This is a genomic window from Nitrobacter hamburgensis X14, assembly GCF_000013885.1.
GTDB lineage: Bacteria > Pseudomonadota > Alphaproteobacteria > Rhizobiales > Xanthobacteraceae > Nitrobacter > Nitrobacter hamburgensis.
The window spans coordinates 210,662-234,362 of sequence record NC_007964.1 but is presented as its reverse complement, the minus strand read 5'-3'; the positions used below and the strand labels follow the sequence as shown (position 1 = coordinate 234,362).

Annotated in this window: 22 protein-coding genes and 1 pseudogene; 15 read left to right on the top strand and 8 right to left on the bottom strand. The window is 63.3% G+C overall.

Translation table 11 applies throughout. The features are described 5' to 3' along the window. Nucleotides 1-68: 68 nt before the first annotated feature. The 3 genes from NHAM_RS01065 (at nucleotide 69) to NHAM_RS01055 (ending at nucleotide 1,519) form a co-directional block, all read left to right on the top strand. Complete coding sequence (locus tag NHAM_RS01065) at nucleotides 69-524, top strand: hypothetical protein (RefSeq protein ID WP_011508818.1); 456 nt, start codon at nucleotides 69-71, stop codon at nucleotides 522-524. Nucleotides 525-685: 161 nt separating this feature from the next. Continuing rightward, on the top strand, nucleotides 686-859 hold the full coding sequence (locus tag NHAM_RS01060; RefSeq protein WP_011508817.1) for a hypothetical protein: 174 nt from the start codon (nucleotides 686-688) through the stop codon (nucleotides 857-859). 66 nt (nucleotides 860-925) lie between these two features. Next, complete coding sequence (locus NHAM_RS01055) at nucleotides 926-1,519, top strand: SCO family protein (protein WP_011508816.1); 594 nt, start codon at nucleotides 926-928, stop codon at nucleotides 1,517-1,519. Here NHAM_RS01055 and NHAM_RS01050 read toward each other — a convergent pair. Next, a complete protein-coding gene (locus NHAM_RS01050) occupies nucleotides 1,510-2,169 on the bottom strand; it encodes a glycosyltransferase family 2 protein (protein ID WP_011508815.1) in 660 nt (219 codons plus the stop codon). The genes NHAM_RS01055 and NHAM_RS01050 overlap by 10 nt on opposite strands. 278 nt (nucleotides 2,170-2,447) lie before the next feature. On the opposite strand from NHAM_RS01050, the gene NHAM_RS01045 reads away from it, so the two are divergent. Continuing rightward, complete coding sequence (locus tag NHAM_RS01045; protein WP_041357530.1) at nucleotides 2,448-2,963, top strand: hypothetical protein; 516 nt, start codon at nucleotides 2,448-2,450, stop codon at nucleotides 2,961-2,963. 261 nt (nucleotides 2,964-3,224) lie between these two features. Here NHAM_RS01045 and NHAM_RS24380 read toward each other — a convergent pair whose 3' ends face one another. Continuing rightward, nucleotides 3,225-3,452, bottom strand: coding sequence for a helix-turn-helix domain-containing protein (locus tag NHAM_RS24380; RefSeq protein ID WP_011508813.1), 228 nt, complete (start codon nucleotides 3,450-3,452; stop codon nucleotides 3,225-3,227). A 78-nt stretch (nucleotides 3,453-3,530) separates the two neighbouring features. Between NHAM_RS24380 and NHAM_RS01040 the strand changes: the two genes are divergently transcribed. Beyond that, a complete protein-coding gene (locus tag NHAM_RS01040) occupies nucleotides 3,531-4,520 on the top strand; it encodes an IS1595-like element ISNha5 family transposase (protein WP_011508812.1) in 990 nt (329 codons plus the stop codon). Here the strand turns inward: NHAM_RS01040 and NHAM_RS01035 are convergent. From NHAM_RS01035 to NHAM_RS01020, 3 genes are all read right to left on the bottom strand, one after another. After that, on the bottom strand, nucleotides 4,517-5,107 hold the full coding sequence (locus NHAM_RS01035) for a hypothetical protein (RefSeq protein ID WP_011508811.1): 591 nt from the start codon (nucleotides 5,105-5,107) through the stop codon (nucleotides 4,517-4,519). The genes NHAM_RS01040 and NHAM_RS01035 overlap by 4 nt on opposite strands. A gap of 462 nt (nucleotides 5,108-5,569) precedes the next feature. After that, complete coding sequence (locus NHAM_RS01025) at nucleotides 5,570-6,031, bottom strand: hypothetical protein (protein ID WP_011508810.1); 462 nt, start codon at nucleotides 6,029-6,031, stop codon at nucleotides 5,570-5,572. Between the two features lie 56 nt (nucleotides 6,032-6,087). Next, nucleotides 6,088-7,395: a glycosyltransferase gene (locus NHAM_RS01020; protein WP_245269969.1), complete on the bottom strand. Its 1,308-nt coding sequence runs from the start codon at nucleotides 7,393-7,395 to the stop codon at nucleotides 6,088-6,090. 201 nt (nucleotides 7,396-7,596) lie between these two features. Between NHAM_RS01020 and NHAM_RS01015 the strand changes: the two genes are divergently transcribed. From NHAM_RS01015 to NHAM_RS01005, 3 genes are all read left to right on the top strand, one after another. Next, nucleotides 7,597-8,460 carry a transporter substrate-binding domain-containing protein gene (locus NHAM_RS01015; RefSeq protein ID WP_430707713.1) on the top strand — a complete coding sequence of 288 codons (864 nt, stop codon included), beginning with the start codon at nucleotides 7,597-7,599 and terminating at the stop codon, nucleotides 8,458-8,460. Nucleotides 8,461-8,584: 124 nt separating this feature from the next. Beyond that, a complete protein-coding gene (locus tag NHAM_RS01010) occupies nucleotides 8,585-10,216 on the top strand; it encodes a lysine--tRNA ligase (RefSeq protein ID WP_011508807.1) in 1,632 nt (543 codons plus the stop codon). A gap of 218 nt (nucleotides 10,217-10,434) precedes the next feature. After that, nucleotides 10,435-10,953, top strand: a complete 519-nt coding sequence (locus tag NHAM_RS01005) for a L,D-transpeptidase (RefSeq protein WP_011508806.1) — start codon at nucleotides 10,435-10,437, stop codon at nucleotides 10,951-10,953. A 160-nt stretch (nucleotides 10,954-11,113) separates the two neighbouring features. Here NHAM_RS01005 and NHAM_RS01000 read toward each other — a convergent pair. Together NHAM_RS01000 and NHAM_RS00995 are read right to left on the bottom strand one after the other, a co-directional pair. Then, nucleotides 11,114-11,700, bottom strand: a pseudogene (locus NHAM_RS01000) (thermonuclease family protein). 73 nt (nucleotides 11,701-11,773) lie between these two features. After that, nucleotides 11,774-11,992, bottom strand: a complete 219-nt coding sequence (locus NHAM_RS00995; RefSeq protein ID WP_011508805.1) for a DUF1674 domain-containing protein — start codon at nucleotides 11,990-11,992, stop codon at nucleotides 11,774-11,776. Between the two features lie 204 nt (nucleotides 11,993-12,196). On the opposite strand from NHAM_RS00995, the gene NHAM_RS00990 reads away from it, so the two are divergent. From NHAM_RS00990 to NHAM_RS00970, 5 genes are all read left to right on the top strand, one after another. Next, on the top strand, nucleotides 12,197-13,549 hold the full coding sequence (locus tag NHAM_RS00990) for an RsmB/NOP family class I SAM-dependent RNA methyltransferase (RefSeq protein ID WP_011508804.1): 1,353 nt from the start codon (nucleotides 12,197-12,199) through the stop codon (nucleotides 13,547-13,549). A 137-nt stretch (nucleotides 13,550-13,686) separates the two neighbouring features. After that, nucleotides 13,687-15,441 carry a heparinase II/III family protein gene (locus NHAM_RS00985; protein WP_011508803.1) on the top strand — a complete coding sequence of 585 codons (1,755 nt, stop codon included), beginning with the start codon at nucleotides 13,687-13,689 and terminating at the stop codon, nucleotides 15,439-15,441. Between the two features lie 101 nt (nucleotides 15,442-15,542). Further along, nucleotides 15,543-17,135 carry a bifunctional phosphoribosylaminoimidazolecarboxamide formyltransferase/IMP cyclohydrolase gene (purH, locus tag NHAM_RS00980; protein WP_011508802.1) on the top strand — a complete coding sequence of 531 codons (1,593 nt, stop codon included), beginning with the start codon at nucleotides 15,543-15,545 and terminating at the stop codon, nucleotides 17,133-17,135. A gap of 240 nt (nucleotides 17,136-17,375) precedes the next feature. Continuing rightward, a complete protein-coding gene (locus tag NHAM_RS00975; protein WP_011508801.1) occupies nucleotides 17,376-18,038 on the top strand; it encodes a c-type cytochrome in 663 nt (220 codons plus the stop codon). After that, complete coding sequence (locus NHAM_RS00970) at nucleotides 18,035-19,018, top strand: c-type cytochrome (RefSeq protein ID WP_011508800.1); 984 nt, start codon at nucleotides 18,035-18,037, stop codon at nucleotides 19,016-19,018. Before NHAM_RS00975 ends, NHAM_RS00970 begins: the two co-directional genes overlap by 4 nt. Nucleotides 19,019-19,041: 23 nt before the next feature. Here NHAM_RS00970 and NHAM_RS00965 read toward each other — a convergent pair whose 3' ends face one another. Next, nucleotides 19,042-20,451 carry an MFS transporter gene (locus tag NHAM_RS00965; RefSeq protein ID WP_011508799.1) on the bottom strand — a complete coding sequence of 470 codons (1,410 nt, stop codon included), beginning with the start codon at nucleotides 20,449-20,451 and terminating at the stop codon, nucleotides 19,042-19,044. Nucleotides 20,452-20,562: 111 nt separating this feature from the next. Between NHAM_RS00965 and ggt the strand changes: the two genes are divergently transcribed. Both ggt and NHAM_RS00955 read left to right on the top strand, forming a co-directional pair. Then, nucleotides 20,563-22,308, top strand: a complete 1,746-nt coding sequence (gene ggt, locus NHAM_RS00960) for a gamma-glutamyltransferase (protein ID WP_011508798.1) — start codon at nucleotides 20,563-20,565, stop codon at nucleotides 22,306-22,308. A gap of 189 nt (nucleotides 22,309-22,497) precedes the next feature. After that, nucleotides 22,498-23,637, top strand: a complete 1,140-nt coding sequence (locus tag NHAM_RS00955) for a lipid II:glycine glycyltransferase FemX (RefSeq protein ID WP_011508797.1) — start codon at nucleotides 22,498-22,500, stop codon at nucleotides 23,635-23,637. Nucleotides 23,638-23,701 lie beyond the last annotated feature (64 nt).

Sequence of the window (23,701 nt, the reverse complement as noted above, 5' to 3'; positions counted from 1 at the left end):
CCGGAGGCTACAGACCTTGGCATCGCACAAAGGTCCCGGCAAATTCGGGGTCGACACCGGGGCAGACGATGAGGGTCGTGACGGGATTGCTTGCAGCGCTACTTGTACTGGGACATGTCGCTGCAAGCCACGCCGTGGTCCGGATCGGTGAGGATCGGGGTGGCCGGATCGGAACCTACGTCGATAAATACCAGAACCTTCGTGACACCGGCCAGTCCGTCATCATCGATGGTCTGTGCGCATCGGCCTGCACCATCGTTCTCGGTGCGGTTCCGCATGACAGGATTTGCGTGACATCCCATGCCGCTCTCGGATTTCATGCCGCCTGGGATGTCGGATCCGACGGCCGGGCCGTCACCAACTCCGAAGCGACCCACATGTTGTATCTGATGTACCCTTCCGCGATCCGGCGCTGGATCAAACAGCGCGGCGGTTTGACGCGGCGCATGATCTTCCTGCGCGGCCGCCAGCTCACCGACCTGTACCGTCCATGCTACCTTAACGCGCGGGCGTCGGCGCACTGAGCCCCCGGCAACATTGCCAATTCATCACACCGTGATCGCAGGCGGTTGCGCTTGCCTTAACGGCGCGACTGGCCTTATCTGAATCCTCATGGAGGCCGGCAGGACGCTTGCGCCCGCCGGCCGCCGACGAAGTTGGTTATTCACGGGAGTTTGCGGGAATCATGCAGCGCCCGGCGCAGCTGGCGACCTCGCAATCGGGGATTGCCTTCGTGATCGTAGCGGGCAGCGCGGCCGCCGGCGCGGTGCTGCTGCTCGGAACACTGGCGCTGTGGGCGCACTACGGAACCGCAGTGTTCTTCGAGATGCTCGCTTCCGGCATCGCCGCCTGCTTCTAGCGCGCATTCCGCAAAGGTGGATACCGGTTCTGCGATCAGGATACGCGCAAGTTATAAGGACATCCGATGACAAATAAAGTCACCCGCCCGTTGATTGTGTTTGCGGCCTTCGCCGGCAGCCTGGTTGTCGGCCTCACGGTGGTGCTGTGGTTGCTTGGCGGGCTGACCAGCAAACCGGCGGTGGCTTCGATCGGCGGCCCGTTCCAACTGACCGACCAGACCGGCCAGACCGTCACCGAAAAAAGTCTGGTGGGCCGTCCGACGATCGTCTTCTTCGGCTACACCCATTGTCCCGACGTCTGCCCGACCTCGCTGTTCGAAATGTCGGAGGTGCTGCGGGCGATGGGCAAGGACGCCGACCGCGTCAACGCCTATTTCGTGACGGTCGATCCCGAGCGCGATACGCAGGCCACGATGAAGGAGTATCTCTCCAGCTTCGATCCGCATCTGAAAGGCTTGACCGGTGATACGGCCGCGGTCACGAAGATGGCGTCCGAATATCGGGTCTTCATCAAAAAGATTCCGCTGCAGGATGGCGGTTACTCGATGGATCATACCGCGCTGATCTATCTGATGGATCGCGACGGCCGCTTCGTCTCGCCGTTCGATCTCAAACGCACGCCCGAAGCGGCCGCCGCCGATCTCAAGCGCTATCTGTAACGCCGCCGCCGTTGCGTGGCCATGGCGCGGATGGTCGGCGTCTGCGCGGTCGCGTTCGATCGGATTTGCGGGGAAAGGCCGTGTTCGGTCTTCTCCCATCGGTACGGTTCGTTCAGCAGTTGATACAGCGCGCGCCACGCCGCGATCGAAAGACAGGCCCAATAGACCGGCGTCAGCGCCAGGATCCAGCCCTGCCGCAACTGCCCGCGCCGCGCCAGGCCCATCAGACCGACCACGATCGTCGAGACGAAACCGGCGACGATCGTGGTCAGGTGCAGCGGCGTTATCGGGCTCGCGGCGAGCCCCTCCGTCGCGCCGCCGGATCGCGCCAGCAAGCCAACCGCAATATCGACCGCGAGAATCGGAAAGCACAGCGCCGTCAGCACGTTGCCGCCGACGACGGCGTTCAGCGTGAAAAACCCTTTCGCGCCCGCATCGCTCCACAGCCGCCAGGGCCGGCGCATGTGCACGCTCCAGGTTTGCATCCACCCCTTCATCCAGCGCGAGCGCTGGCGCAACCATCCGCCGAAACGCGCCGGCGCCTCCTCGAACGTTGTCGACACGAAGGTGGTCGAGCGGTAGCCGAAGCGCGCCAGCCGAAAACCGAGATCGGCATCCTCGGTGACGTTGTAGGCATCCCAGCCGCCCACCTCGCGCAGAACCGCGGTGCGGAAGTGCGGTATTAGGTAGCAAACTCACCAAGCGACTTATTAGCCACCCCACAGGCCGCAACGCGCGGCCATTTTGATTCTGTGAATCTGTTAGAAATCATCGCGTTACCTTCTTTGGGACGCATCAACTTGAACATGTTGCGAAATTCGCAACACAATCAACGGTGTTGATGATGGAAAAGTGCATTGAAATATCCGTTGCAGGGGAACCCGACTCACCATATACGGGTGAAGTCTTAAAACCGGAAGCCGATTCCATGTCCAAAACGGTCGATCAGGTCATCAGCGAGCTGGCCGCCGAAATCACGGCGGAAGAAGCGTCGCTGCGAAAGAAGAAAGAGACGGTCAACACGCTCTGCGGCGCTATCGGCCGTCCGCCAGCCTATTCATTGGAGAGCGCTGCTACGGCGCTGCCTACTCAGATTCGGTCAGATCAGTTTTACGGCCAGCCACTCGCTGCATCGGTTCGGACGATTCTGGAGATGAGGCGCGCACAGAACCTCGGCGCGGCAGCTAATCGTGAAATCTACGATTCGTTGGTTGCCGGTGGGTACGAGTTCGATACGAAGTCGGAGGACATCGCGCAAAAATCTCTGCGCAATTCGCTCGCGAAGAATACGGCATTGTTTCACAAGCTGCCGAACGGCCAATTTGGACTGTTGGCGTGGTACCCGAATGTGAAGAAGCCAAAAGCTAGCGCAGCCGTTCGCGGCGAAGACGAGATTGAAGAGCCGCCGACGAATGACAATACGGGCGAGTCGATCCTTGACTGACCGTTTAAACGAAAACCGGACCCGCAAGGGTCCGGCTGATCTCTAACCAAGTGCGGCACCCGTTGAAGGCGGGTCGAAAGGTAGGTGGTACATGATAATATAAGGCTATTCAGTACCGTCAGAGGCTATCGGTCGCGTTGGCGCGTGACTGGTAGCTTCTGAGACGGGCCGGGGCTGGTGCCGCTAGCTGGATTTCCACCCGCGATGCTTGGGTCCAATCCCCAACCGGTCCACCATCATTTCCTTATCAGGATCAGAGATTCATGTCGAGCGTGGGGCCTTTATCCCGCGCTCCTTTTCGTCATCAACAAATGAAATACCGCCAGTTTCCAAAGCAGCTTTCATTGCCGTTAGATTGTTCCGTGTCGGCTCCCGCCGACCGGCCTCAAAGTCTCGCACGGTTGAAACGCCCACGTTCGCGGCTTTTGCAAGCGCGTCTTGAGGCCAATTTAGCCATGCTCGGGCGGCTCGGCACTGTTCCGGGGTCATTGCCCGAATCTACGGACCTAGATTATTTTCGTCAAGGTCATAGATTTTCGTTGACGCCATCACTTTCATTACTTATCAATGAGGTCAACGGAAAACGTTGGCCTTATGTCTCAGCACTTCCTCCTCTCAGCAAAGGCGCGGACGCTCAGTCTGGCGAAAGTCGCGCGCCTTTCTGACGACGAAGCTTATGAGACGTTCCGGCTGATCCGCTGGGCCGCAACCGATGGCACTCCGGTCTGCCCCCGCTGTGACTGCGCCGGCGTCTACACCTACACCACGCGCCGCCTGTTCAAGTGCAAAGCCTGCTCGCATCAGTTCTCGGTTACGTCTGGCACGATCTTCGCGAGCCGCAAACTGCCGGTCCGCGACTATCTCTTGGCCATTGCGATCTTCGTCAACGGCGCAAAGGGCCATAGCGCGCTTCAACTGAGCCGCGATCTCGATTGCCAGTATAAGACTGTCTTCGTCATGGCTCACAAAATCCGCGAGGCCCTTGCTGCGGAAGCCAGCAGCGCCACGGCCTCGGGTGAGGTCGAAGTTGATGGTGCTTACTTCGGCGGTTACGTGAAGCCTGCAAACCACAAAGGTAATCGCCGCGATCGCCGCCGCATCATCAATCAGAACGGCAAGCGCCGCGTCGTGGTCATCATGCGTGAGCGTGGCGGTCGCACGTTGCCTTTCGTGTTCAGGAGCGAAGATGCTTCGCTTGTGAAGATCGCGCGAACCGTTGCGCCGGGCAGCGTCATCCACGCCGATGAAGCAACGCATTGGGACGCGCTACACGCGCGCTTCCTGACCAAGCGTATCAATCATAGCGAAAGCTATTCGGACGGCGATGCTTGCACCAATCAAGCCGAGTCGTTTTTCTCTCGGATGCGCCGCGCCGAAATCGGCATTCACCACCGTATCGCTGGCGATTACCTATCAGCCTACGCGGGCGAAATGGCTTGGCGCGAAAATAACCGTCGTGTCAGCAACGGCGAGCAATATTTGATGGTTGCGGACGCGGCGTTGCATCATCCGGTTTCGCGGCAATGGAAGGGTTATTGGCAGCGAAAGGGCGCCTAGCGACCTTCCTGCTCTGCAATTGTGAATTTCGAATACATGACAAAATCATCGACAAGGAGATTAAGCAACGTCTCCTCGGGAGAGGTCAGGGGAATCTCCCAGTCGGAGATTATCGCACCGCGGTTAGCCCGTGCTTCCGCAAGGATTGGTTCTATGGATGGCAAGCTAAAATCAAAAAATGCTCGATAAACGCGATGCCTGTCATCGAACGGTCGTTTATGGAAGGGATGATTCACTATGCTGCATGAACACGACATTGCGAGCATGGGATTGGCGTATGCGGCTTCTATCGCCTTCTCTTCCGAGTTCGAGTCAGGATTTTGGCGAATAGGAGCGATCGCAACGATCGTGGCGCACGTCAGAGCTGCTCGTTTCGAGCTATCTGTCCGGTGCCCATTGACCAAATAGATTTTCTTGTACGCCTCTGAGATTGCGAAATAGCAATGAGCCAAGATATCCGGCATGGAGTTATGATAAAATAGCTCCGCTCCCCGCAGAGCGGGCGACGCCAGTTCATTATCGAGCATTTGCCGGAAATACTTCGCACGCGCGATAATATCATCCGCCGCGACATTTACGACAGGCACGCTTACCTCAAAATTGCTAAATTACTATCGGGTGCGCCTGCGAAGTTCCGTAAGAAAGTCGACTTGGCTTGCCGAAATTTCAGCCCGTTGAAGCCGAGCAGCTTCAAGCCACAAATCTTCGCGTGTTTTCTCGCTGTTATTGTCATTTCGGATTTCACTTTCCTGCTTATAAGCATGGGAAGGGAAAGCCTTTGGGGCGAGAAGGCGAAGGTCTGTTGAGTTAGGCATGGTGTCCACTCCAGGTAAGGACACTACGATCTGTAGCAGCCGAACGTAAAAAAACAAAAACCAGCCGCAAAGGTTCCAGCTCTCTATTGGAACCTCAACGATTTGAGATGCTTAAGGGAACAGGCGCAACGAATCAACTCCAAGCATCAAAGATCGCTCAGAATGTCAATGATTCGTTGGAGTGAAGATACCCCTATTCCAATGCGCGAGCAGGTAGGTTTTAGGATAGAAGTTTCAAGACTGCAACGTCCATCGCAAATTACCCTTGCAATCCCCGAGAGACCGTACCGACCCGCTCTCTTTGAGCATCCGAAGCGCCTTGCTGACCCGCCTTGTCAGGTCCGTTACGTACTTACGATCCCGCGCGTCCTGACCGCTCAGCGCAACAATTCCTTGAGCTATCTCTCGGCTTCCTAACGGTCGCGGCGCATCCCGTAGCTCGTCCAAAATCGCCCGCGTTAGCTCTCCGCGCCCGAACAGGACTTGCCGCTTCTGGCGTGGCATTTCGGCGTCCAGATCGCCGGTATAACCGAGCGTCCCTAGCACCCGATCCAGCGCGCTAATGTCGTTTTTGATTTCGGCCATTCGATCGCGGATGCGCTCGGCTTCGTTGAACAGATCGGCGCGCTTTTTGAGCAAGCCCGAAATGGTGTGCTCGTAGGTATCGGTGCGGGCAAGGCGGATGGAGTCGGACATAGGCAGGAAGGTCGCAAAACGCGGCTCGCTAGACCATCCATTGCTTGGTGAGTTTGCTACCTAATACCGCGGAAGTGGTTCGACGATCCGCCGAGCGGCAGCGGCACCCCGAATGATGCGAGTCCCGGAAGAAAGACGTCGAACTGTCCGGCATATTCGGCGGCGAACATGCGCGAGAGCCAGCTGTCGGACTGGTTTTCGATGCAGAGACTGGCCTGAGCGCAGGCCACGTCCGTGCCTTGAATGCGAAAGGCGTCGAGCGCGGCGCGGAGCTGGCCCGGATCGGGACGGTCCTCGGCATCGAACACGGCGGTGAAGCTGCCGCGCGCGAACGGCAGCGCGCAATTCAGCGCCTTCGGTTTGGTGCGCGGCCCTTCCGCCGAGGCGAGCAGGACCTGAACCTGCGGCATCGGGCCGAGCCTCGCAAGAGCGGCGCGGGTTTCGAGATCGTCGAGCTCGATCACGATGATGACGTCGAGCTTTTCGCGCGGGTAGTCCAGGGCGCCGATGGCCTGCATCAGCGGTGCGACCGATGCCGCTTCGCGATACAGCGCCGCGATCACGGTGTAGGTCGGCAGACGGCCGTCCGGGACACGCGGCAGCCGCACCGCCGGGCGCGGCGGTCTCAGGCTGGCCGCAAGCCGCAGGCTGATGAATGCGAGAAACCATATCGCCAGCGCGTCGCTCAAGATGTCCAGGGCGAAGGTTGGCGTCAGCACCATCATGACGGCGAGAGCGCCGGTCTGCGCGGGGCGCCGCATTGTCCGCAGCCCGCCGGGGGCACCGTCGGCAACCGGCGCGGCGGACAGCGCCGGGAATCGCCGACCGAGCGCATTGGCGGCGGACTGGCCGAGCACGTCGCCGGTCTGCCGCAGCAGAAACTGATTGAGGTCTCGCGTCGATGTCAGACGCACCCGGTCGCATAGCGATGGATATGCAGCAGTCAGGCGGCAGAGCCGTCGCGCGGCGAAACCGCGCGGTGCGACCGCCCAGATCAACTTCCCATCCCGGCGCAGCGGAAGCAGTCCGTGTTCCGCGGCGCCAGGCAGGTGACGATCGGGCAAGGGGCAATCGGCGCGGGATTCCTCTGCGCATGTCTCGATCGCAAGACCGGTGTGAGAGGAGAGTGTTTGCAGGTAAGCGTCTTCATTGATGACGCCCGACCGGATCAGCGCCTGATCCGCGCCGATCCCCACCTCCCGGCCGCGCGCCTCGGCCGCGCGCAGCAGAGCCGGAGCGAGAACGTGTCGCAGGCAATCAAGTTCGCTCGCCGGGCCCGGCTCCGGGTCGCACAGCCAGTTGTCGTTGCTCGATTGCAGAATGTGAGAAACGCCGGCAGGACAGACCGGGAGCGGCGCTTCCACAGGCCGGTCGCGTCGCGGTGCGGCGATCCATCTGCCATCCTCAACTTGGTCCCGCCCCGCCAAGTCACGCCCCCACGCAACAAACGACACTCGCGTCTCGCTCCGGATGGTTTATAAGACCTTCCGTGCGAAAAGCCCCGGTCAATGCAACCACAGATTACTGTTTCCGCCAACGAAAGATTGATCCGCCGCCTTGCGACCATGCTGGGTTGTATGCTGGTCGCCGGCTGGATGCTGGTTTTGGGAGCAGCGGTCGACGATGCGCGCGCGCAAGCCGCAGCGAAGACCGCCACCGTCGCGCCGCAGGCGGTGCCGGGCTTCTGGGATCCGCGCCGCCGTCCGGATCGCCCCGATCTGTCACGCATCACCGTGATCCGCTTTCTGACCGAGACCGACTATCCGCCCTTCAACTTCACCGGTCCCGACGGCAATCCGGCCGGCTTCAATGTCGATCTGGCGCGCGCCCTGTGCGAGGAAATCAAGATCACCTGCACGATTCAGATGCGGCGCTTCGAGACGCTGGTGGACGCGCTCACCAGCAACCGCGGCGACGCCATCATCGCCTCGCTCGCGGTAACGCCGGAGCTGCGCAAGCGGGTGGACTTCACCGACCCGTACTATCGAACGCCGGCGCGATTCGTGTCGCGGCGCGACGCCGTGATGGCCGAGGTGCGCCCGGAATATCTCGAGGGCAAGAAGGTCGGCGTGATCGCAGGGTCGGCGCACGAGGCCTATCTCAAGGTCTTCTTCACCGATGCCGAACTCCACACCTATCCGAACGACGAGGCGCTGCGGCAGGCGCTGCGGCGGGGCGAAGTCGACTTCATTTTCGGCGACGCCATTTCACTGGCGTTCTGGATCAACGGCACCGATTCGGAAGGCTGCTGCGCCTTCAGCGGCGGCCCCTTTGTCGAGAGCCGCTATTTTGGCGAAGGCGTCGGCATCGCGGTGAAAAAGGGCAATGACGTGCTGCGTCAGGCGCTGAACTGGGCGCTGTTCCGGGTCTGGGAAAAAGGCCGCTATACCGACCTGTGGTTGCGGTATTTTTCCGTCAGTCCGTTTTAGAGCATGATCCCGACCCGAAGGGCCGCTCCAGCGCAAAGTGGAAACCGGTTTTCGGATAAGATCGCGCTCAATCAAAAGGATAAGACTGGCGCCGCGGATCATGCCGCGCGCCATGGAGAGTAGAATGTCAGACGTGATGTCAGCGAGCGACCTGCGCGCGCTCGCCGAGCAATCCAATGCGTGGCCGTTCGAGCAGGCGAGGCAGATCGTCGCTCGCCTGAAGAAGACGCCGAAGGACGAGGTGCTGTTCGAGACCGGCTACGGCCCCTCCGGCCTGCCGCATATCGGCACCTTCGGCGAGGTCGCGCGCACCACCATGGTCCGTCACGCCTTCCGCGTGCTGACCGAAGACAGGATCAAGACGCGGCTGCTGGCGTTTTCCGACGACATGGACGGCCTGCGCAAGGTCCCTGACAATGTGCCCAACAAGGAGCTGCTGGCGCAGGACCTCGGCAAGCCGCTGACGAAAGTCCGCGATCCCTTCGGCACCCATCCGAGCTTCGGCGAGCACAACAACGCCCGGCTGCGCGCCTTCCTTGACACCTTCGGCTTCGACTACGAGTTCGCCAGTTCGACGGCCTATTACACTTCGGGCCGCTTCGACGCCACGCTCCTGAAGATGCTCGAAAACATCGACAAGGTGATGGCGATCATGCTGCCGTCCCTGCGCGAGGAGCGCGCGGCGAGCTATTCGCCGTTCCTCCCCATTTGTCCGCGCACCGGCGTGGTGCTGCAGGTGCCGGTCGTCGCGCACGACGCGAAAGCCGGTACGATCTCCTACGACGACCCCGAAACCGGGGAACAGGTTACGGTCCCCGTCACCGGGGGGCATTGCAAACTGCAATGGAAGCCGGACTGGGCGATGCGCTGGACCGCGCTCTGCGTCGACTACGAGATGGCCGGCAAGGACCTGATCGATTCGGTCAAGCTGTCGGGCAAAATCTGTTCTGCGCTCGGCGGCACGCCACCGGAGGGATTCAACTACGAACTATTCCTCGACGACAAGGGCCAGAAGATTTCCAAGTCGAAGGGCAACGGCATCACCATCGACGAGTGGCTGCGCTATGCCTCGCCGGAATCGCTGTCGCTGTTCATGTATCGCGAGCCGAAGGCGGCGAAGCGGCTGCATTTCGACGTGATCCCGCGCAACGTCGACGACTACCAGCAGTTCCTCGATGGCTATCCGCGTCAGGACGCAAGGCAGCAGCTCGCCAACCCGGTCTGGCACATTCACGCCGGCCGGCCGCCTGCGGCCGACATGCCGGTCACGTTCCAGTTGCTGCTGACACTGGTGTCGTCGTCGAACGCGGAGAACACCGAAACCCTGTGGGGCTTCATCGGCCGCTACCGGCCCGGCGTCACGCCGCAGACCCATCCGAAGCTCGATGCGCTGGTCGGCTATGCCATCAACTATTACCGCGACTTCGTGGCGCCGACGAAACAGTTCCGCGAGCCGACCGAGAGCGAGAGCGCCGCGCTGCAAGACTTGCGGGATGCACTGTCGCAATTGCCCGCGGACGTTTCGGCCGAAGACATTCAGAACGCGGTCTATGAGATCGGCCGCCGCGAACCCTTCCTCAACCATAAGAAGCTCGCCAAGGACGGCCGTCCCGGCGTCTCGCTCGACTGGTTCAACATGCTCTATCAGGTGCTGCTCGGCCAGGAGAAGGGACCGCGCTTCGGTTCGTTCGTCGCGGTCTACGGCGTGCAGAACGCCATCGCGATGATCGACGGCGCGCTGGCGCGGGCGGGATAACGGAACGCGGTGCGCGACGGCCTGCGGGCGTTGTTTTCCGGTCATTTACCTTGTTTGCGGGATTTTCATTAAATGCCGCAGCCGCGCGGGCGCGTTGCGCCAGCCGGAAGAAGTTGGGTAACGATCCCGCTTAACAATGCCTGCGAAAACGGCTCACAAACCCGGGATAGTTCCGGATTTGACGGATGCCGGCTGCGGTACCGCTTTGGAGCGAAGGGATGTTGACGAGGGCTGCGGTGGCATTGGCCGCCACGATCGGAGCGAGCCTGCTCGGTACCGCGTCAGCCGAGGCGCGGCCGGATGAGGTGAGCTATCGCAGTGACTATGCGCCGGGTACGATTTTGGTGAAAACGAAGGAGCGCCGGCTCTACCTGATCGTCGATTCTGATCGTGCGATCCGCTATCCCGTCGGCGTCGGCAAGGCCGGCAAGCAATGGGCGGGCACCGCGCACATCGAGGGCAAGTATCGCGACCCCGCATGGGCGCCGCCGGCGGAGGTGAAGCGCGACAATCCGCGGATTCCGGACGTGATCGCCGGAGGCTCGCCGTCGAATCCGATGGGCGTCGCGGCGATGACGCTGTCCGGCGGCGGGCAATACGCCATTCACGGCACCAACCGGCCGCAGACGGTCGGCCATTTCGTGTCCTACGGCTGCATCCGCATGTACAACAACGACATCGACGACCTCTATCGGCGCGTTTCGATCGGAACGCCGGTGGTGGTGATGCAACGCTGATTGCCGTGAACAGACAATGCCGAAAGCCGCGCGGTTCGCGCGCCTTTTTTGTGCGAGGTGATTCACCGGCTCGCGCAAGAGCGCTTTCCGTTCTGATGGAATCAAATCCGGGCTCTAGCTTTTTGTTTTGACGCGTTTTCTTGACGCTAATCGGATCCACCTAGCCGGAAAATGCTCTATTGCACCAGCTTCCGCGATGCCCGCCGTGGTAGGCGCGGGCGTGACCGCTCGCCAGCATCGCCGCCGAGACGTCGGGCGTCCGTGCCGTGGCGGCATCGGCGACGATGCGCCCGTGATATTTGTCGGGGCCGATATTGTAGATCGTGACGACGCCCTCGCCGAGCAGATCGCGCAGCCGCTCGCTCGCGGCTTTCGCCAGCCGCAGTTCCTCAGGGCACGCGGCCTTCATTCCGCCGCGTCGATGCCGCGCAGCCGCACCCGCGTCGTCATGTCGAGACCGGGCCACAGATGAACCAGCGCCTCGAAGGTATCGCCGTCGATCGTCCTGACAACGTCGACCGGGTGCCGCACTCCCGAATCGGCGGCGCGGGCCCAGATCGCGCGCGTGTCGGTGTCGGACGGCAGCGGCGTTTGGTTAACGATCTCCGGCGGCCAATGCACCCAGCTCCGGACCGGCAGCATGGTGCCCGCCACCACGCCCAAAATGAAGATCCAGGGTAGAACCGGCGACGCCCGGCTGTGCCAGCGTGGCCCTGACGATGCATTTATTCTGGTATATGGGTACATATTCCTAGAATAGGGCGAGTCGGGCCGACCCGCAAGCCCGCTCAAGCGGCAGCGAGGCGGAAAAACGATGCGCTCAAAAATCCGATGCGATCCCGTTGCGCTCCCAGTCGCCGAACCGCGTCGGTTCGGGACCCTTCGGCCCCTGAATCTCTTTTGGTCCGGCAGAGGCGGCAGTTTGCGCGGCGGCGCGGCGAGCCTCGGCCTCGGCAAGCGCTCGCCGGGCTGCCGGCGTCAACGCCTTGCGCGCAGGGGCCGGACCGGTCCGCGGCAACGCGGAGGACTCGTCCGCCATGTCATATCCTCCGATCGGCGAGACCAATCATCATCGCTTGAAAAATAAAAAGCCGCCTCCACCACAAATCGCGCCCGAAATGCGAGAACATGATGGCGATTCTTATATTTGGCATATTCGCGTGTCACGAACCCGGTCCCGCCGCGACGATGCGCAGCGCGCGTTGTCCGTCATCCCTCAATTCTTAAGCGATGTGCCTGCCTCATGCCGTCAACCAGATTCGCACCGCCTGTCGAGGTCCCCGGCCTCGCGGCCCGGCGCATCGCAGCGGATATCCTCGACGGCGTCCTGCATAAGCATCGCACGCTCGACGAACAACTCGAGGGCGCCGCCGCGCATCCCGGCCTGAAAGCGCTCGCCGATCGTGACCGCGCCTTGATGCGGCGGCTGGTCGCGACGATCCTGCGCCGGCTCGGAACTCTCGGCCATGTGCTGTCGCGGCTGCTCGATCGCGGCATTCCGACCGATGCGCCGCGCGCGCAGAGCGCGCTTTTGATCGGGGCTGCGCAGATTCTCTGGATGGACGTGCCGGATCATGCCGCGGTCGATCTGTCGGTGCGGCTTGTGCAATCCGACCGCCGCGCGGCGAAATATGCGGGACTTGTCAACGCTGTGCTTCGCCGCTGCGCGCGCGAAGGCCAGCCCCTGATCGACGAGGTTCGATCGGAGGCGCTCGATATCCCGCCGTGGCTGATGACGCGTTGGATCGCGAACTACGGCGAGAACACCGCGAAAGCCATCGCCACGGCGATCAGCCACGAACCGTCCCTCGATCTCACCGTCAAGGCGGGCGCGGCGCAGTGGGCGACGCGGCTGCACGGCGAGGTTCTGCCGACCGGAACCGTTCGCACCGCGTTGCAGGGCCCGGTGACAATGCTGCCCGGATTTTCCGAAGGACGGTGGTGGGTGCAGGACGCCGCCGCCGCGCTGCCGGCGCGGCTGTTCGGCGATCTCCAAGGACGGCGCGTCGCCGATCTCTGCGCGGCGCCGGGCGGCAAGACCGCGCAGCTCGCGCAGGCCGGCGCGGAGGTGACCGCGATCGACCGGTCGCCAAATCGGGTGGCACGGTTGCGCGACAATCTCGGCCGGCTGTCGCTGGGCGCGCGGGCACTCGTCGCCGATGCCGTCGAATGGCAGGATGATGCCGCAGGCAGCGGCTTCGATGGTGTGCTGGTCGACGCGCCCTGCTCCTCGACCGGCACCATCCGCAGGCATCCGGACGTGGCCTGGCTCAAGCAGGATTCGGATATCGCGGCGCTGACGGCCCTGCAAAAGCGGCTGCTGCAAAAAGCATTCGCGCTGCTCAAGCCCGGCGGAACGCTGGTCTACTGCACCTGCTCGCTGGAACCCGAAGAGGGCGAACACCTCGTCGGCGCGCTGCTCGCATCCGAGGCAGGCGTGCGGCGCGTGCCGATCGGCGCCGCGGAAGTGGCCGGACTGGAGGATATCGTGACGCCCGCGGGCGATCTGCGCACCCTGCCCTGCCATCTGCCGCATGACGATCCCAGGCTGAGCGGGCTCGACGGTTTCTACGCGGCGCGATTGATCAAATCCTGATTGACCAAGGCGAATCCAGGAGATTCGCGACATTTCAAGATAGTGCGTTGCCGGCCTTTCCGGATTAAAAAGGATTCGCGAAAGAGTCCCCATCAACTCAAAGGGATTCGCGGGAATCCTCACACCAAAGGCGCGGCGTGTCGGTCGCTTATCGCAGACGCATTTCAACGCTGTTGCTCCGCCGCTTCGCGCGACGAACGATCGCGCGCGCCGGCGACGGCCCGGCGGCGCTGTCGCGGCTGTGGCCCGGCCGCGCCGACCGGCTGACGATCGCACCGCACGACCTGCGCACCGCCGACGGTACCCGCGCCGCCGAGATCTACGCCGGCCGCTTCGTGTTCGCGGGCAAGATCGTCACCTGCCATTCCCGCTCGATCTTCGACCTCGAACCGCCATCCGAGGATTGGGAAGCTGCGCTACTGGGTTTCGGCTGGCTGCGGCATCTGCGCGCCGCCGACACCGCGATCACGCGCGCCAATGCGCGATCGCTGGTCGACGACTGGATGTCGAATCCGGCGCGCAGGCGGCCGCTGGGGCGGCGCGCCGACGTCATGGCCCGCCGCGTTATCTCGCTGTTGTCGCAGGCGCCGCTCGTGCTCAGCGATACCGACGGGAAATTCTATCGCCGCTATCTGCGCGCGCTGGCCCGCGACATCCGCCTGTTGCGGTTCGGCCTGCACGACGCGCCCGACGGCGTGGCGCGGCTCCAGGTTCTGATCGCGCTGTGCTACGCCTCGCTGTGTCTTGCCAACCAGGCCCGCACCATCCGCACCGCGACGCGCAAGCTGTCCGACGAATTGCGGCGGCAGATCCTGCCCGACGGCGGCCATGTCTCGCGCAATCCCGGCGCCTTGATCGAACTCTTGATCGACCTGTTGCCGCTCCGGCAAACCTTCGCCGCGCGCAACATCGCGCCGCCGCCGGCCCTGCTGAACGCCATCGACCGCATGATGCCGATGCTGCGCTTCTTCCGTCACGGCGACGGCAGTTTTGCGCTGTTCAACGGCATGAGCGGCGCGCCGTCGGACCTTTTGGCGACGCTTCTGGCCTATGACGACACCCGCGGCATACCAATGGCCAGCATGCCGCACACCGGCTTCCAGCGGCTCGACGCCGGCACGACGACGCTGATCGTCGATACCGGACCACCGCCGCCGTCGAACCTCAGCGAGGAGGCGCATGCCGGCTGCCTGTCGTTCGAACTGTCCTCCGGCCCAAACCGGATCGTGACCAATTGCGGCACGCCCTCGACCGGCCGCGACAACTGGCGCACCTTCGCCCGCTCAACGCCGGCGCATTCCACACTGAGCTGCCATGAAACATCGTCGTGTCAGTTCGTCGAACGGTCGGCGATGAAGCGGCTGCTACAAGGCGCGCCGATCGTCAGCGGCCCGGCCAATGTCGAAAGCTCCCGCGAGACCGTGGACGAGGCCGAACGGCTGACGGCGTCGCATGACGGCTATCTCGCCCGGTTCGGCGTGATCCATCGCCGCGTTCTGACGATAACGCGTGACGGCTCCCGACTGGAGGGCGAGGACACGCTGGCGCCCGCGCCCAGCGGCCGCATGAAGGGCAGCCGGATCGATTACGCCTTGCGTTTCCATCTGCATCCGTCGGTCAAGGCGAGCCGCCTCAGCGATGCGCGCGGGGTGATGCTGGTGCTGCCGAACCGCGAAGTCTGGACGTTCGAGGCGCCCGACGACCGGGTCGACCTCGAAGACAGCGTGTTTCTCGCCGGCAACGACGGCCCCCGCCGCACCACGCAGATCGTGATTCATCAGAGTGCCCGGGAGGCCCCCACCGTGCGCTGGAGTTTGGTCCGCTCGACCGCCTCGGTCACGGCCACCAACGCCCGCCGCAATGCGCGGCGCGAGCCGGAATTGCCGCTGTAGCCGCGCGTTCTGTGACCGGCGCCGACACGCCAGACAAGGGCCGGTTTCATCGGCGGCAAAATCATGCTAACCGACCGCCTTAATCCCCCAGGATCGACATCATGACCGACCGACCGCGCCGCGTGACCCGCGCCCTGCTTTCCGTTTCCGACAAGACCGGCCTGATCGAGTTCGCCCGCGCGCTCGCTGGCCTCGGCATCGACCTGGTCTCGACCGGCGGCACCGCCAAGGCGATCGCTGCAGCGGGGCTGAAGGTCAGCGACGTCTCGGAGCTGACGGGCTTTCCGGAAATGATGGACGGCCGGGTCAAGACGCTGCATCCCAAGGTGCACGGCGGCCTGCTCGCGATCCGCGACAACGGTGATCATGCGAAAGCGATGAAGGACCACGGCATCGCGCCGATCGACCTGCTGGTCGTCAATCTCTACCCGTTCGAGGCGACCGTCGACAAAGGCGCTCCTTACGAGGACTGCATCGAGAATATCGACATCGGCGGCCCCGCGATGATCCGCGCCGCCGCGAAAAACCATGACGACGTCGCGGTCGTGGTCGAAGCGCAGGACTACCAGGCGGTGCTCGACGAACTCAAAGCCAACGACGGCGCAACCACGCTGGGCTTGCGCAAGCGCCTCGCCGCGAAAGCCTACGCCCGCACCGCCGCCTATGATGCCGCGATTTCCAACTGGTTCGCGGTGCAGCTTGCGACCGACGCGCCGGACTATCGCGCCTTCGGCGGGCGTCTTGCGCAGACCTTGCGTTATGGCGAGAACCCGCACCAGACCGCCGCATTCTACCGCACGCCCGATCGTCGCGCCGGCGTCTCCACCGCGCGTCAGCTTCAGGGCAAGGAGCTGTCCTACAACAACATCAACGACACCGACGCGGCCTATGAATGCGTCGCCGAATTCGATGCGACGCGCACCGCGGCCTGCGTCATCATCAAGCACGCCAACCCCTGCGGCGTCGCGGAAGGCGCCGATCTTGCCAGCGCCTATCGCAAGGCGCTGGCCTGCGACCAGACCTCGGCCTATGGCGGCATCATCGCCTTCAACCGCACGCTCGACGCCGACGCGGCAAATGCCGTGGCCGGCATCTTCACCGAAGTCATCATCGCGCCCGATGCGACCGAGGAAGCGATTGCGATCATCGGCAAGCGCAAGAATCTCCGGTTGTTGCTCGCGGGCGGCCTGCCCGATCCGCGCGCGCGCGGCCTGACCGCAAAAACAGTGGCCGGCGGACTTCTGGTGCAGGGCCGCGACAACGCCGTCGTCGACGATATGGCGCTGACGGTCGCGACCAAGCGTGCGCCGACCGACGCCGAAATGCGCGATCTGCGGTTCGCCTTCCGCATCGCCAAGCACGTCAAGTCGAACACCATCGTCTATGCCAAGGACCTCGCCACCGTCGGCATCGGGGCGGGGCAGATGAGCCGCGTCGACTCCGCGCGTATCGCCGCGCGCAAGGCGGACGATGCCGCGCGTGAACTGAAATTGGCGCAGCCTCTGACCATAGGCTCGGTGGTGGCATCGGATGCGTTCTTCCCATTCGCCGACGGGATGCTGGCCTGCGTCGAGGCCGGCGCCACCGCGGTCATTCAGCCCGGCGGCTCAATGCGCGACGATGAGGTGATCAAGGCCGCCGACGAGCACGGCATCGCCATGGTGTTCACCGGAGTCAGGCATTTCCGGCATTAGAGCGCGATCAGCAAAAGTGGATTCCGGTTTTGTGTCCGATCGCGCTCTAAAATATTGAGAATGCGCATGATCTAAAGCCCGCCGCTTCGCCGTCACGGAACCAAAGCCACGTTCAGCTTTTGATGTAGCGGCGGCAATCGCGCCGCGGGCTTGTCTTCTCCGACGTTACGGTTTTTTCTTCCTCCGGATACAAAGCCTTGAGAGCGCAAAACCTTGAAAGCGAATGTGGGGGCGAAACGAATGAGATCGCTGGTAGGCGCAGCACTGCTGCTTCTTGGCATGTCGGCGCTGCCGGTGCTTGCGGCGGATGGGAAGGACATCACCGCGAGAGGGACGCCGGACAGAGCGGCATCCTGCTCACCGTGTCATGGCCAGAATGGACAGGGCCAGCCGGCAACGGGCGTGCCGCGTCTTGCGGGTCTCAACGCGCAGTACTTCGAACGTCAGCTTGAGAGTTTCAAGGACGGCACGCGCAAGAACCGTATCATGCTGATGATCGCGTCGGACCTGACGGACGGCGAAAGAAAAGCGCTAGCGAATTATTATGCCGACATGGCGACGCCGAAGCCCGAGACCGCGCCGGCTGACCCGGCCGTGATCGCGGCCGGAGCGAAGCTCGCCGCGACCGGCGACTGGTCGAAAGACCTGCCCGGATGCGGACAGTGCCACGGGGCCGCCGGCCTTGGCGTCGGAACGGACTTTCCACGCCTCGCGGGGCAATGGGCCGTCTATATCGAGAAAGCACTTCGGTCGTGGAAGGCCGGCGATCGCAAGAACGATCCCATGGGCGTGATGGCCAATGTCGCCAACAAGCTGACCGACGACCAGATCAAGAGCGTCGCCGCCTATTACGAGAGCCTGCCGGTGGCGGCACCAGTCCATAACCCGGACAACAAGCCATGAGCCGCAATCCGGTTGCGCCCTCGGTCCCGGCCGTAGCTGTTCTCGCCCTCGCGGCCGCCGGCTTCATCGGATCCATGCTGTCCGCCAGTGCGGCGGCTCCGTTGACAGGCGCAACGCCGGAGCAGCCTCCGGCAGCAAAGACGGAAGCCGCGCGCCCCTCCTACACGCCCCCTGCGGACAGCGACATTCCGGACGGGCCGTTCGGCGACATGATCCGGCTCGGCGAGGCGATCTTTCACGATACCCGGCACAATGCGAAGGGCTTCGTCGGCAACGATCTGCAGTGCTCGAACTGTCACATCGATCGCGGCCGTCAGCCGAACTCCGCGCCGCTCGGCGCCGCCTATCTTCTTTACCCGGCCTATCGCGCCAAGAACGGCCACGTGAATACCTTTCAGGAGCGGCTGCAAGGCTGTTTCCGTTTCAGCATGAACGGCAAGGCGCCCCCGTTCAACGACAAGGTGCTGGTGGCGCTTGAGACCTATGCCTATTTCCTGGCCAAGGGCGGTCCGACCGGCGTCGCCGTCAAGGGCCAGGGCTATCCCAAGCTGAAAGCGCCGGATCAGCCGGCGGACTATGATCGCGGCGCCAAAGCCTACGCGCAGCATTGCTCCCTCTGTCATGGCGGCGATGGTGAGGGACAAAAATCGGCCGACGGGCAAACCGTGTTTCCGCCGCTCTGGGGACCGCGCTCGTTCAACTGGGGCGCGGGCATGGCCTCGATCAACAACGCCGCGGGCTTCATCAAGGCCAACATGCCGCTCGGTCTCGGCGGCTCGCTGAGCGATCAGGAGGCGTGGGACATCGCCACTTACATGGACAGTCAGGAGCGGCCGCAAGATCCGAGGTTCGTCGAGTCGGTGGCGGAAACCCGTAAGCGATTCCACGACGAGCCGACATCGAAATACGGCCTGGTCGTTAACGGCGTGCATCTTGGTGAAAAGTCGCCGCCGTCAGGAACGATCGACGCGGCGGATTGAGCGCGGAGACGATCGCGCGCCGCTTAACCCGAGCTTTGGCCCGGCTGCACCCGAACCTGGGACAACAGCACAAGCCCTGCGAGGAAGAACAGCACCAGCACCGCCATGCCCGCCTTCTGGCTTGCGGTGATCGCGGTGATAAGGCCAACCAGCAGCGGGCCGACGAACGACGTCACCTTTCCGGTCAGCGCGAACAATCCGAAAAACTGCGCGATGCGATCCTTCGGCGCCAGCCGGATCAACAGCGTCCGCGAGGCCGCCTGCAACGGACCGCCGGCGCCGCCGATCAGGCAGCCGAGGATGAGATAGGCTTTCTCCGCGGGTGCTGCGAACAGCCCGCCGCCGGGCACGGGCGGCGCGACCTCCACGAACAGGATCGAATCCCTGTCGACCATCAGGATCGCCACGATCGCCGACAGCAAGACGATCATGCTCGCGGCGATGACGACTTTCGGACCCACTCGGTCGTCGAGCTTGCCGCCGATCCACGCGCCGAGCGCGCCGGCAATAGCGAGCAGGATGCCGAATGTTCCGATCTGGATTGTATGCCAGCCGAAGGTGCCGGCGGCATAGATGCCGCCGAACGCGAACAGCGACACCAGTCCGTCGGTGTAGATCATGTTGGCGAGCAGGAAGGTCGCCATCGACTTCCGTTTCGGCAATTCGCGAAGGGTGCCGCGCAGTTCGATCAATCCTTCGCGCAGCGCCGTTCGCAGCGGACGCCTAGCCGGGAAATCCGGCGTCAGCAAAAACATCGGCAGCACGAAGATGACGAACCAGAGGCCCGTCAGCGGCCCGGTAATGCGATCGCCCTCATGGGTGGCGGGATCGAGACCGAACAGCGGCGACAAGCCGAACAGCGTCTTGCCGGTGGCGGGATTGGCCGCGAGAAAGCCGAGCACCAGGACGAGACTGAGGATGCCGCCGATATAGCCGGTAGCCCATCCGGTCCCCGACAAACGCCCGATCTTGTCGGGCGGCACCAGCGACGGCATCATCGCATTGTTGAATACGGTGGCGAACTCGACGCCGACGGTGGCGATGCCATAGGCGATCAGCAGGGGCAGGATCACGCCGGCGTCGCCGGGCTTGCCGATCCACATCAGGCTGGAGCCGATCACCAGCAGCGCGCCGAAGGCCGCGATCCACGGTTTGCGCCGGCCGCTGGCATCGGCGATGGCGCCGAGCACCGGCGAGGCGAGCGCGATCACGATGCCGGCCGCGCCCGTCGCAAATCCCCACAGCGATTGCCCCTCGGCCGGCGTCGCCGCCACGAAAGTTGCGAAATAGGGCGCGAATACGAAAGTCGTGATCAGTGTGAAATAGGGCTGCGCCGCCCAGTCGAACATGATCCAGCTCGCGACCGCGGTGCGCGAAGCATAGCGCGCCCCGGGATCGGCGTTGCCCGCGGGTACGGCTGTCGTCACCGTCATGATCGATACGTCCCGTCGAATTACGCGGGGCATCTGGCCTCGCGCGCCGAATTCCCTATAGCATCGATTGGTTGACGGAAAGACACCAGCACCACCCTCCCGGAGCAATGCATGATCCGCCGCAGGCCACGCCGGCACATCTTTTTCCTTGCGATCGCGGCATGGATGGTTCTCTGGGCGCCCGCGTCCGCGCAGGATGTGCGCGGGGCCTCCCCGCCGCTCGCCCCCGGCGCGATCCGCCCGGTCGTTGCGAAACACGGCATGGTGGTGGCGCAGGAGAAGCTCGCGGCCGCAATCGGCGCGGAGGTGCTGGCGCGTGGCGGCAATGCGATCGATGCGGCAGTGGCGACCGGCTTCGCCATGGCGGTCACCTATCCGCGCGCCGGCAATATCGGCGGCGGCGGCTTCATGGTGATTCACCTTGCCGATGGCAATCGAGACATCGCCATCGACTATCGCGAGACCGCGCCGGCCGCGACCAGGCGCGACATCTTCCTGGGCACTGATGGCAAGCCTGATCCTGCGAAGTCGCGCGATTCGGCGCTCGGCATCGGCGTGCCCGGCACCGTCGCCGGATTGGCGCTGGCGCTCGACAAATACGGCTCGGGCAAATTCACGCTGGCCGATCTGCTCAAGCCCGCGATCGCGCTGGCGCGCGACGGGCTCAAGATCGGCGACGATACCGCCGATACGCTGCCGCAATGGCACCGGCGCATCGCGCGCTGGCCGTCGTCGATGACAATATTTTCGCACCCCGACGGCAGTGCGCTGCGCGAGGGCGATCTTCTGATTCAGACCGATCTGGCGGCGACGCTGACCGCGATCGCCGACCACGGGCCGCGAGGCTTTTATGAAGGGCCGGTGGCTTCGAAGCTGGTGAAGGGAATCCGCGCCGCCGGCGGAATCATGACGCTGGACGATCTCAGGTCCTATCGGCCGCTGGACCGCGAGCCGGTGCGCGGCAGCTACCGGGGCTATGACATCGTCTCGATGCCGCCGTCGTCGTCCGGCGGCACCGTGCTGATCGAATCGCTGAACATCCTCGAGGGATTTCCGATGCGCGATCTGCATCAGGGCTCAGTGGATTCGCTGCATCTTCTGATCGAGGCGATGAAGCGCGCCTATGCCGACCGCGCGCGCTATCTCGGCGATCCCGCCTTCGTACAGGCGCCGATCGCAACGCTGCTGGCCAAGAACTATGCCGCGAAACAGCGCGCCTCGATCGACATGATGCGCGCGACGCCCGCCGCCGCCGTGCCCCTGCCACCACCGCACGAGGGCGACAACACCACGCATTTTTCCGTGGCCGATGCCTTCGGCAACGCCGTCAGCAACACCTATACGCTCAACTTCAGCTACGGCGTCGGGCTGGTGGCGGACGGCACCGGCGTGCTGCTCAACAACGAGCTTGACGATTTCACCGCGGCACCGGGCGCGGCGAACGCCTACGGCCTTGTCGGCTTCGCGGCCAATTTGCCCGGCCCCGGCAAGCGCCCGCTGTCCTCGATGACGCCGACGATCGTGCTGAAGGACGGCAAGCCGGTGCTGGTGACGGGATCGCCCGGCGGCAGCCGTATCATCTCCACGGTCCTGCAAGTGATCGTCAACGTGATCGACTACGATATGACCATCGCCGACGCGGTCGATGCACCGCGCTTGCATCATCAATGGCTGCCGGATCGGGTCCGCGCCGAGCGCGGCTTCTCCGAGCAAATCATTGCGGGATTGCGGGCGCGAGGCCACACCGTGGTCATGCCGATGGGACAAACCTCGGCCAACTCCATCGCTATCACACCGGACGGCTTCTTCGGGGCGGCGGATCCGCGAACGCGGGGGTCGAGTGCTGCGGGATATTGAAGCGGACAGGCCGTTCGAGTGTCACCCCGCCGGGCATTGAATGGCTGAGCCCGGGTCGTCATGCGCGGCTTCGGTGCCGTTGAGTCCTTTGGCGCGATTTTAGGAAAATGATCACCTTAAGGTCGAACCTGCCCTTAACCCCGCGAGGAGCAGGATGCCGGAACACTAAATAATTCCGGGACAATCACGATGCTTCAACAAGCCAATGTTCCTCCCCTTGGCGTGGCCGCGCCGATCGATTGTCCAACGCCGGCGGACCGTTATAGCGTCGAGATCGACAGCGTGGCGAGCGATGCATGGGATGTGATCGCCAGCGGTTTCGCTGACATCCATCCCGAGCAGACGGCTTGCTACGCGTCCAATCACTGGAAGGGGCACGACAGCCATCTTCTTCTTCGACACAACGGCGAGCCTGTCGCCGGCGCGCGGGTCGCTATCGTAGGCCTGCCCCTGATTGGCCGGGGATTGGCCTTCCTGCGCTTTGGTCCATTCTGGCGGAAGCAAAAAGCGGAGGCGGACCCGGAAATCTACCGCACCATGATCGCGGCGCTGGTCGAGGAATATTGCGTGACTCGCGGTCATTGCCTGACCACCCTGTCCCGGCCGCACCCGCATTACCATGCACTGGAATGCGGCTTGCTGCGCGATCTCGGCTTTGTGCAGCGGCGCGCGTTCAGCGACTGTGAGCGCTACGTGGTCAATACGGCGCTCGATGCCGAAACGCAACGCCGGAGCCTCGCGCAGAAGTGGCGCTACAACCTGCGGCAAGCGCTCGGCAATTCGGTCGATGTCCGTTTGACCGAAGACCCCGAGGAAATCCAGGCTTTCCAGGCGCTTTACGTCTCCATGATGGAACGGAAGCATTTTTCCAGCACCACGCCCGTTCATCTCACGGGCGAATTGATCTCTCGCCTGCCCGAAAAGCTTAAACCGAAGCTCGTCATCGCCCGTCACGCGGGCAAGCTGGTTGCGGGCGCAACGATCGGACTGTTCGGAGATACCGCCTACTACATGTTCGGCGCGACATCGGCCGATGCCCTGCCGATCAAGGCCGGCTACGCGCTCCACTGGTGGATATTCAACTGGCTGCATGACCATGGATACGAGTGGTACGACTTGGGCGGCGCCGCGCATGAACCGGGCCTGCGTCAGTTCAAGAAGGGATTCGTTGGTAAAGCGGGCAGCGTCGTCGTCATGGAGGGCGAGTTCGACCGCTGGGCATCATCTCTCGGCCGCCTCTCGGCCGATACCGTCTTCGGCCTTCGTCACCTCAAGCGGCGTATCCAGTACGGCGCAAAATTCGGCAAGCTGGCCGACCCATCATCGTGATCGGTGCTTTGCTTGCGGTTGCCAACCGCAGCCCGTTCTCTGATCGAACGGCTTGAGAGCATGT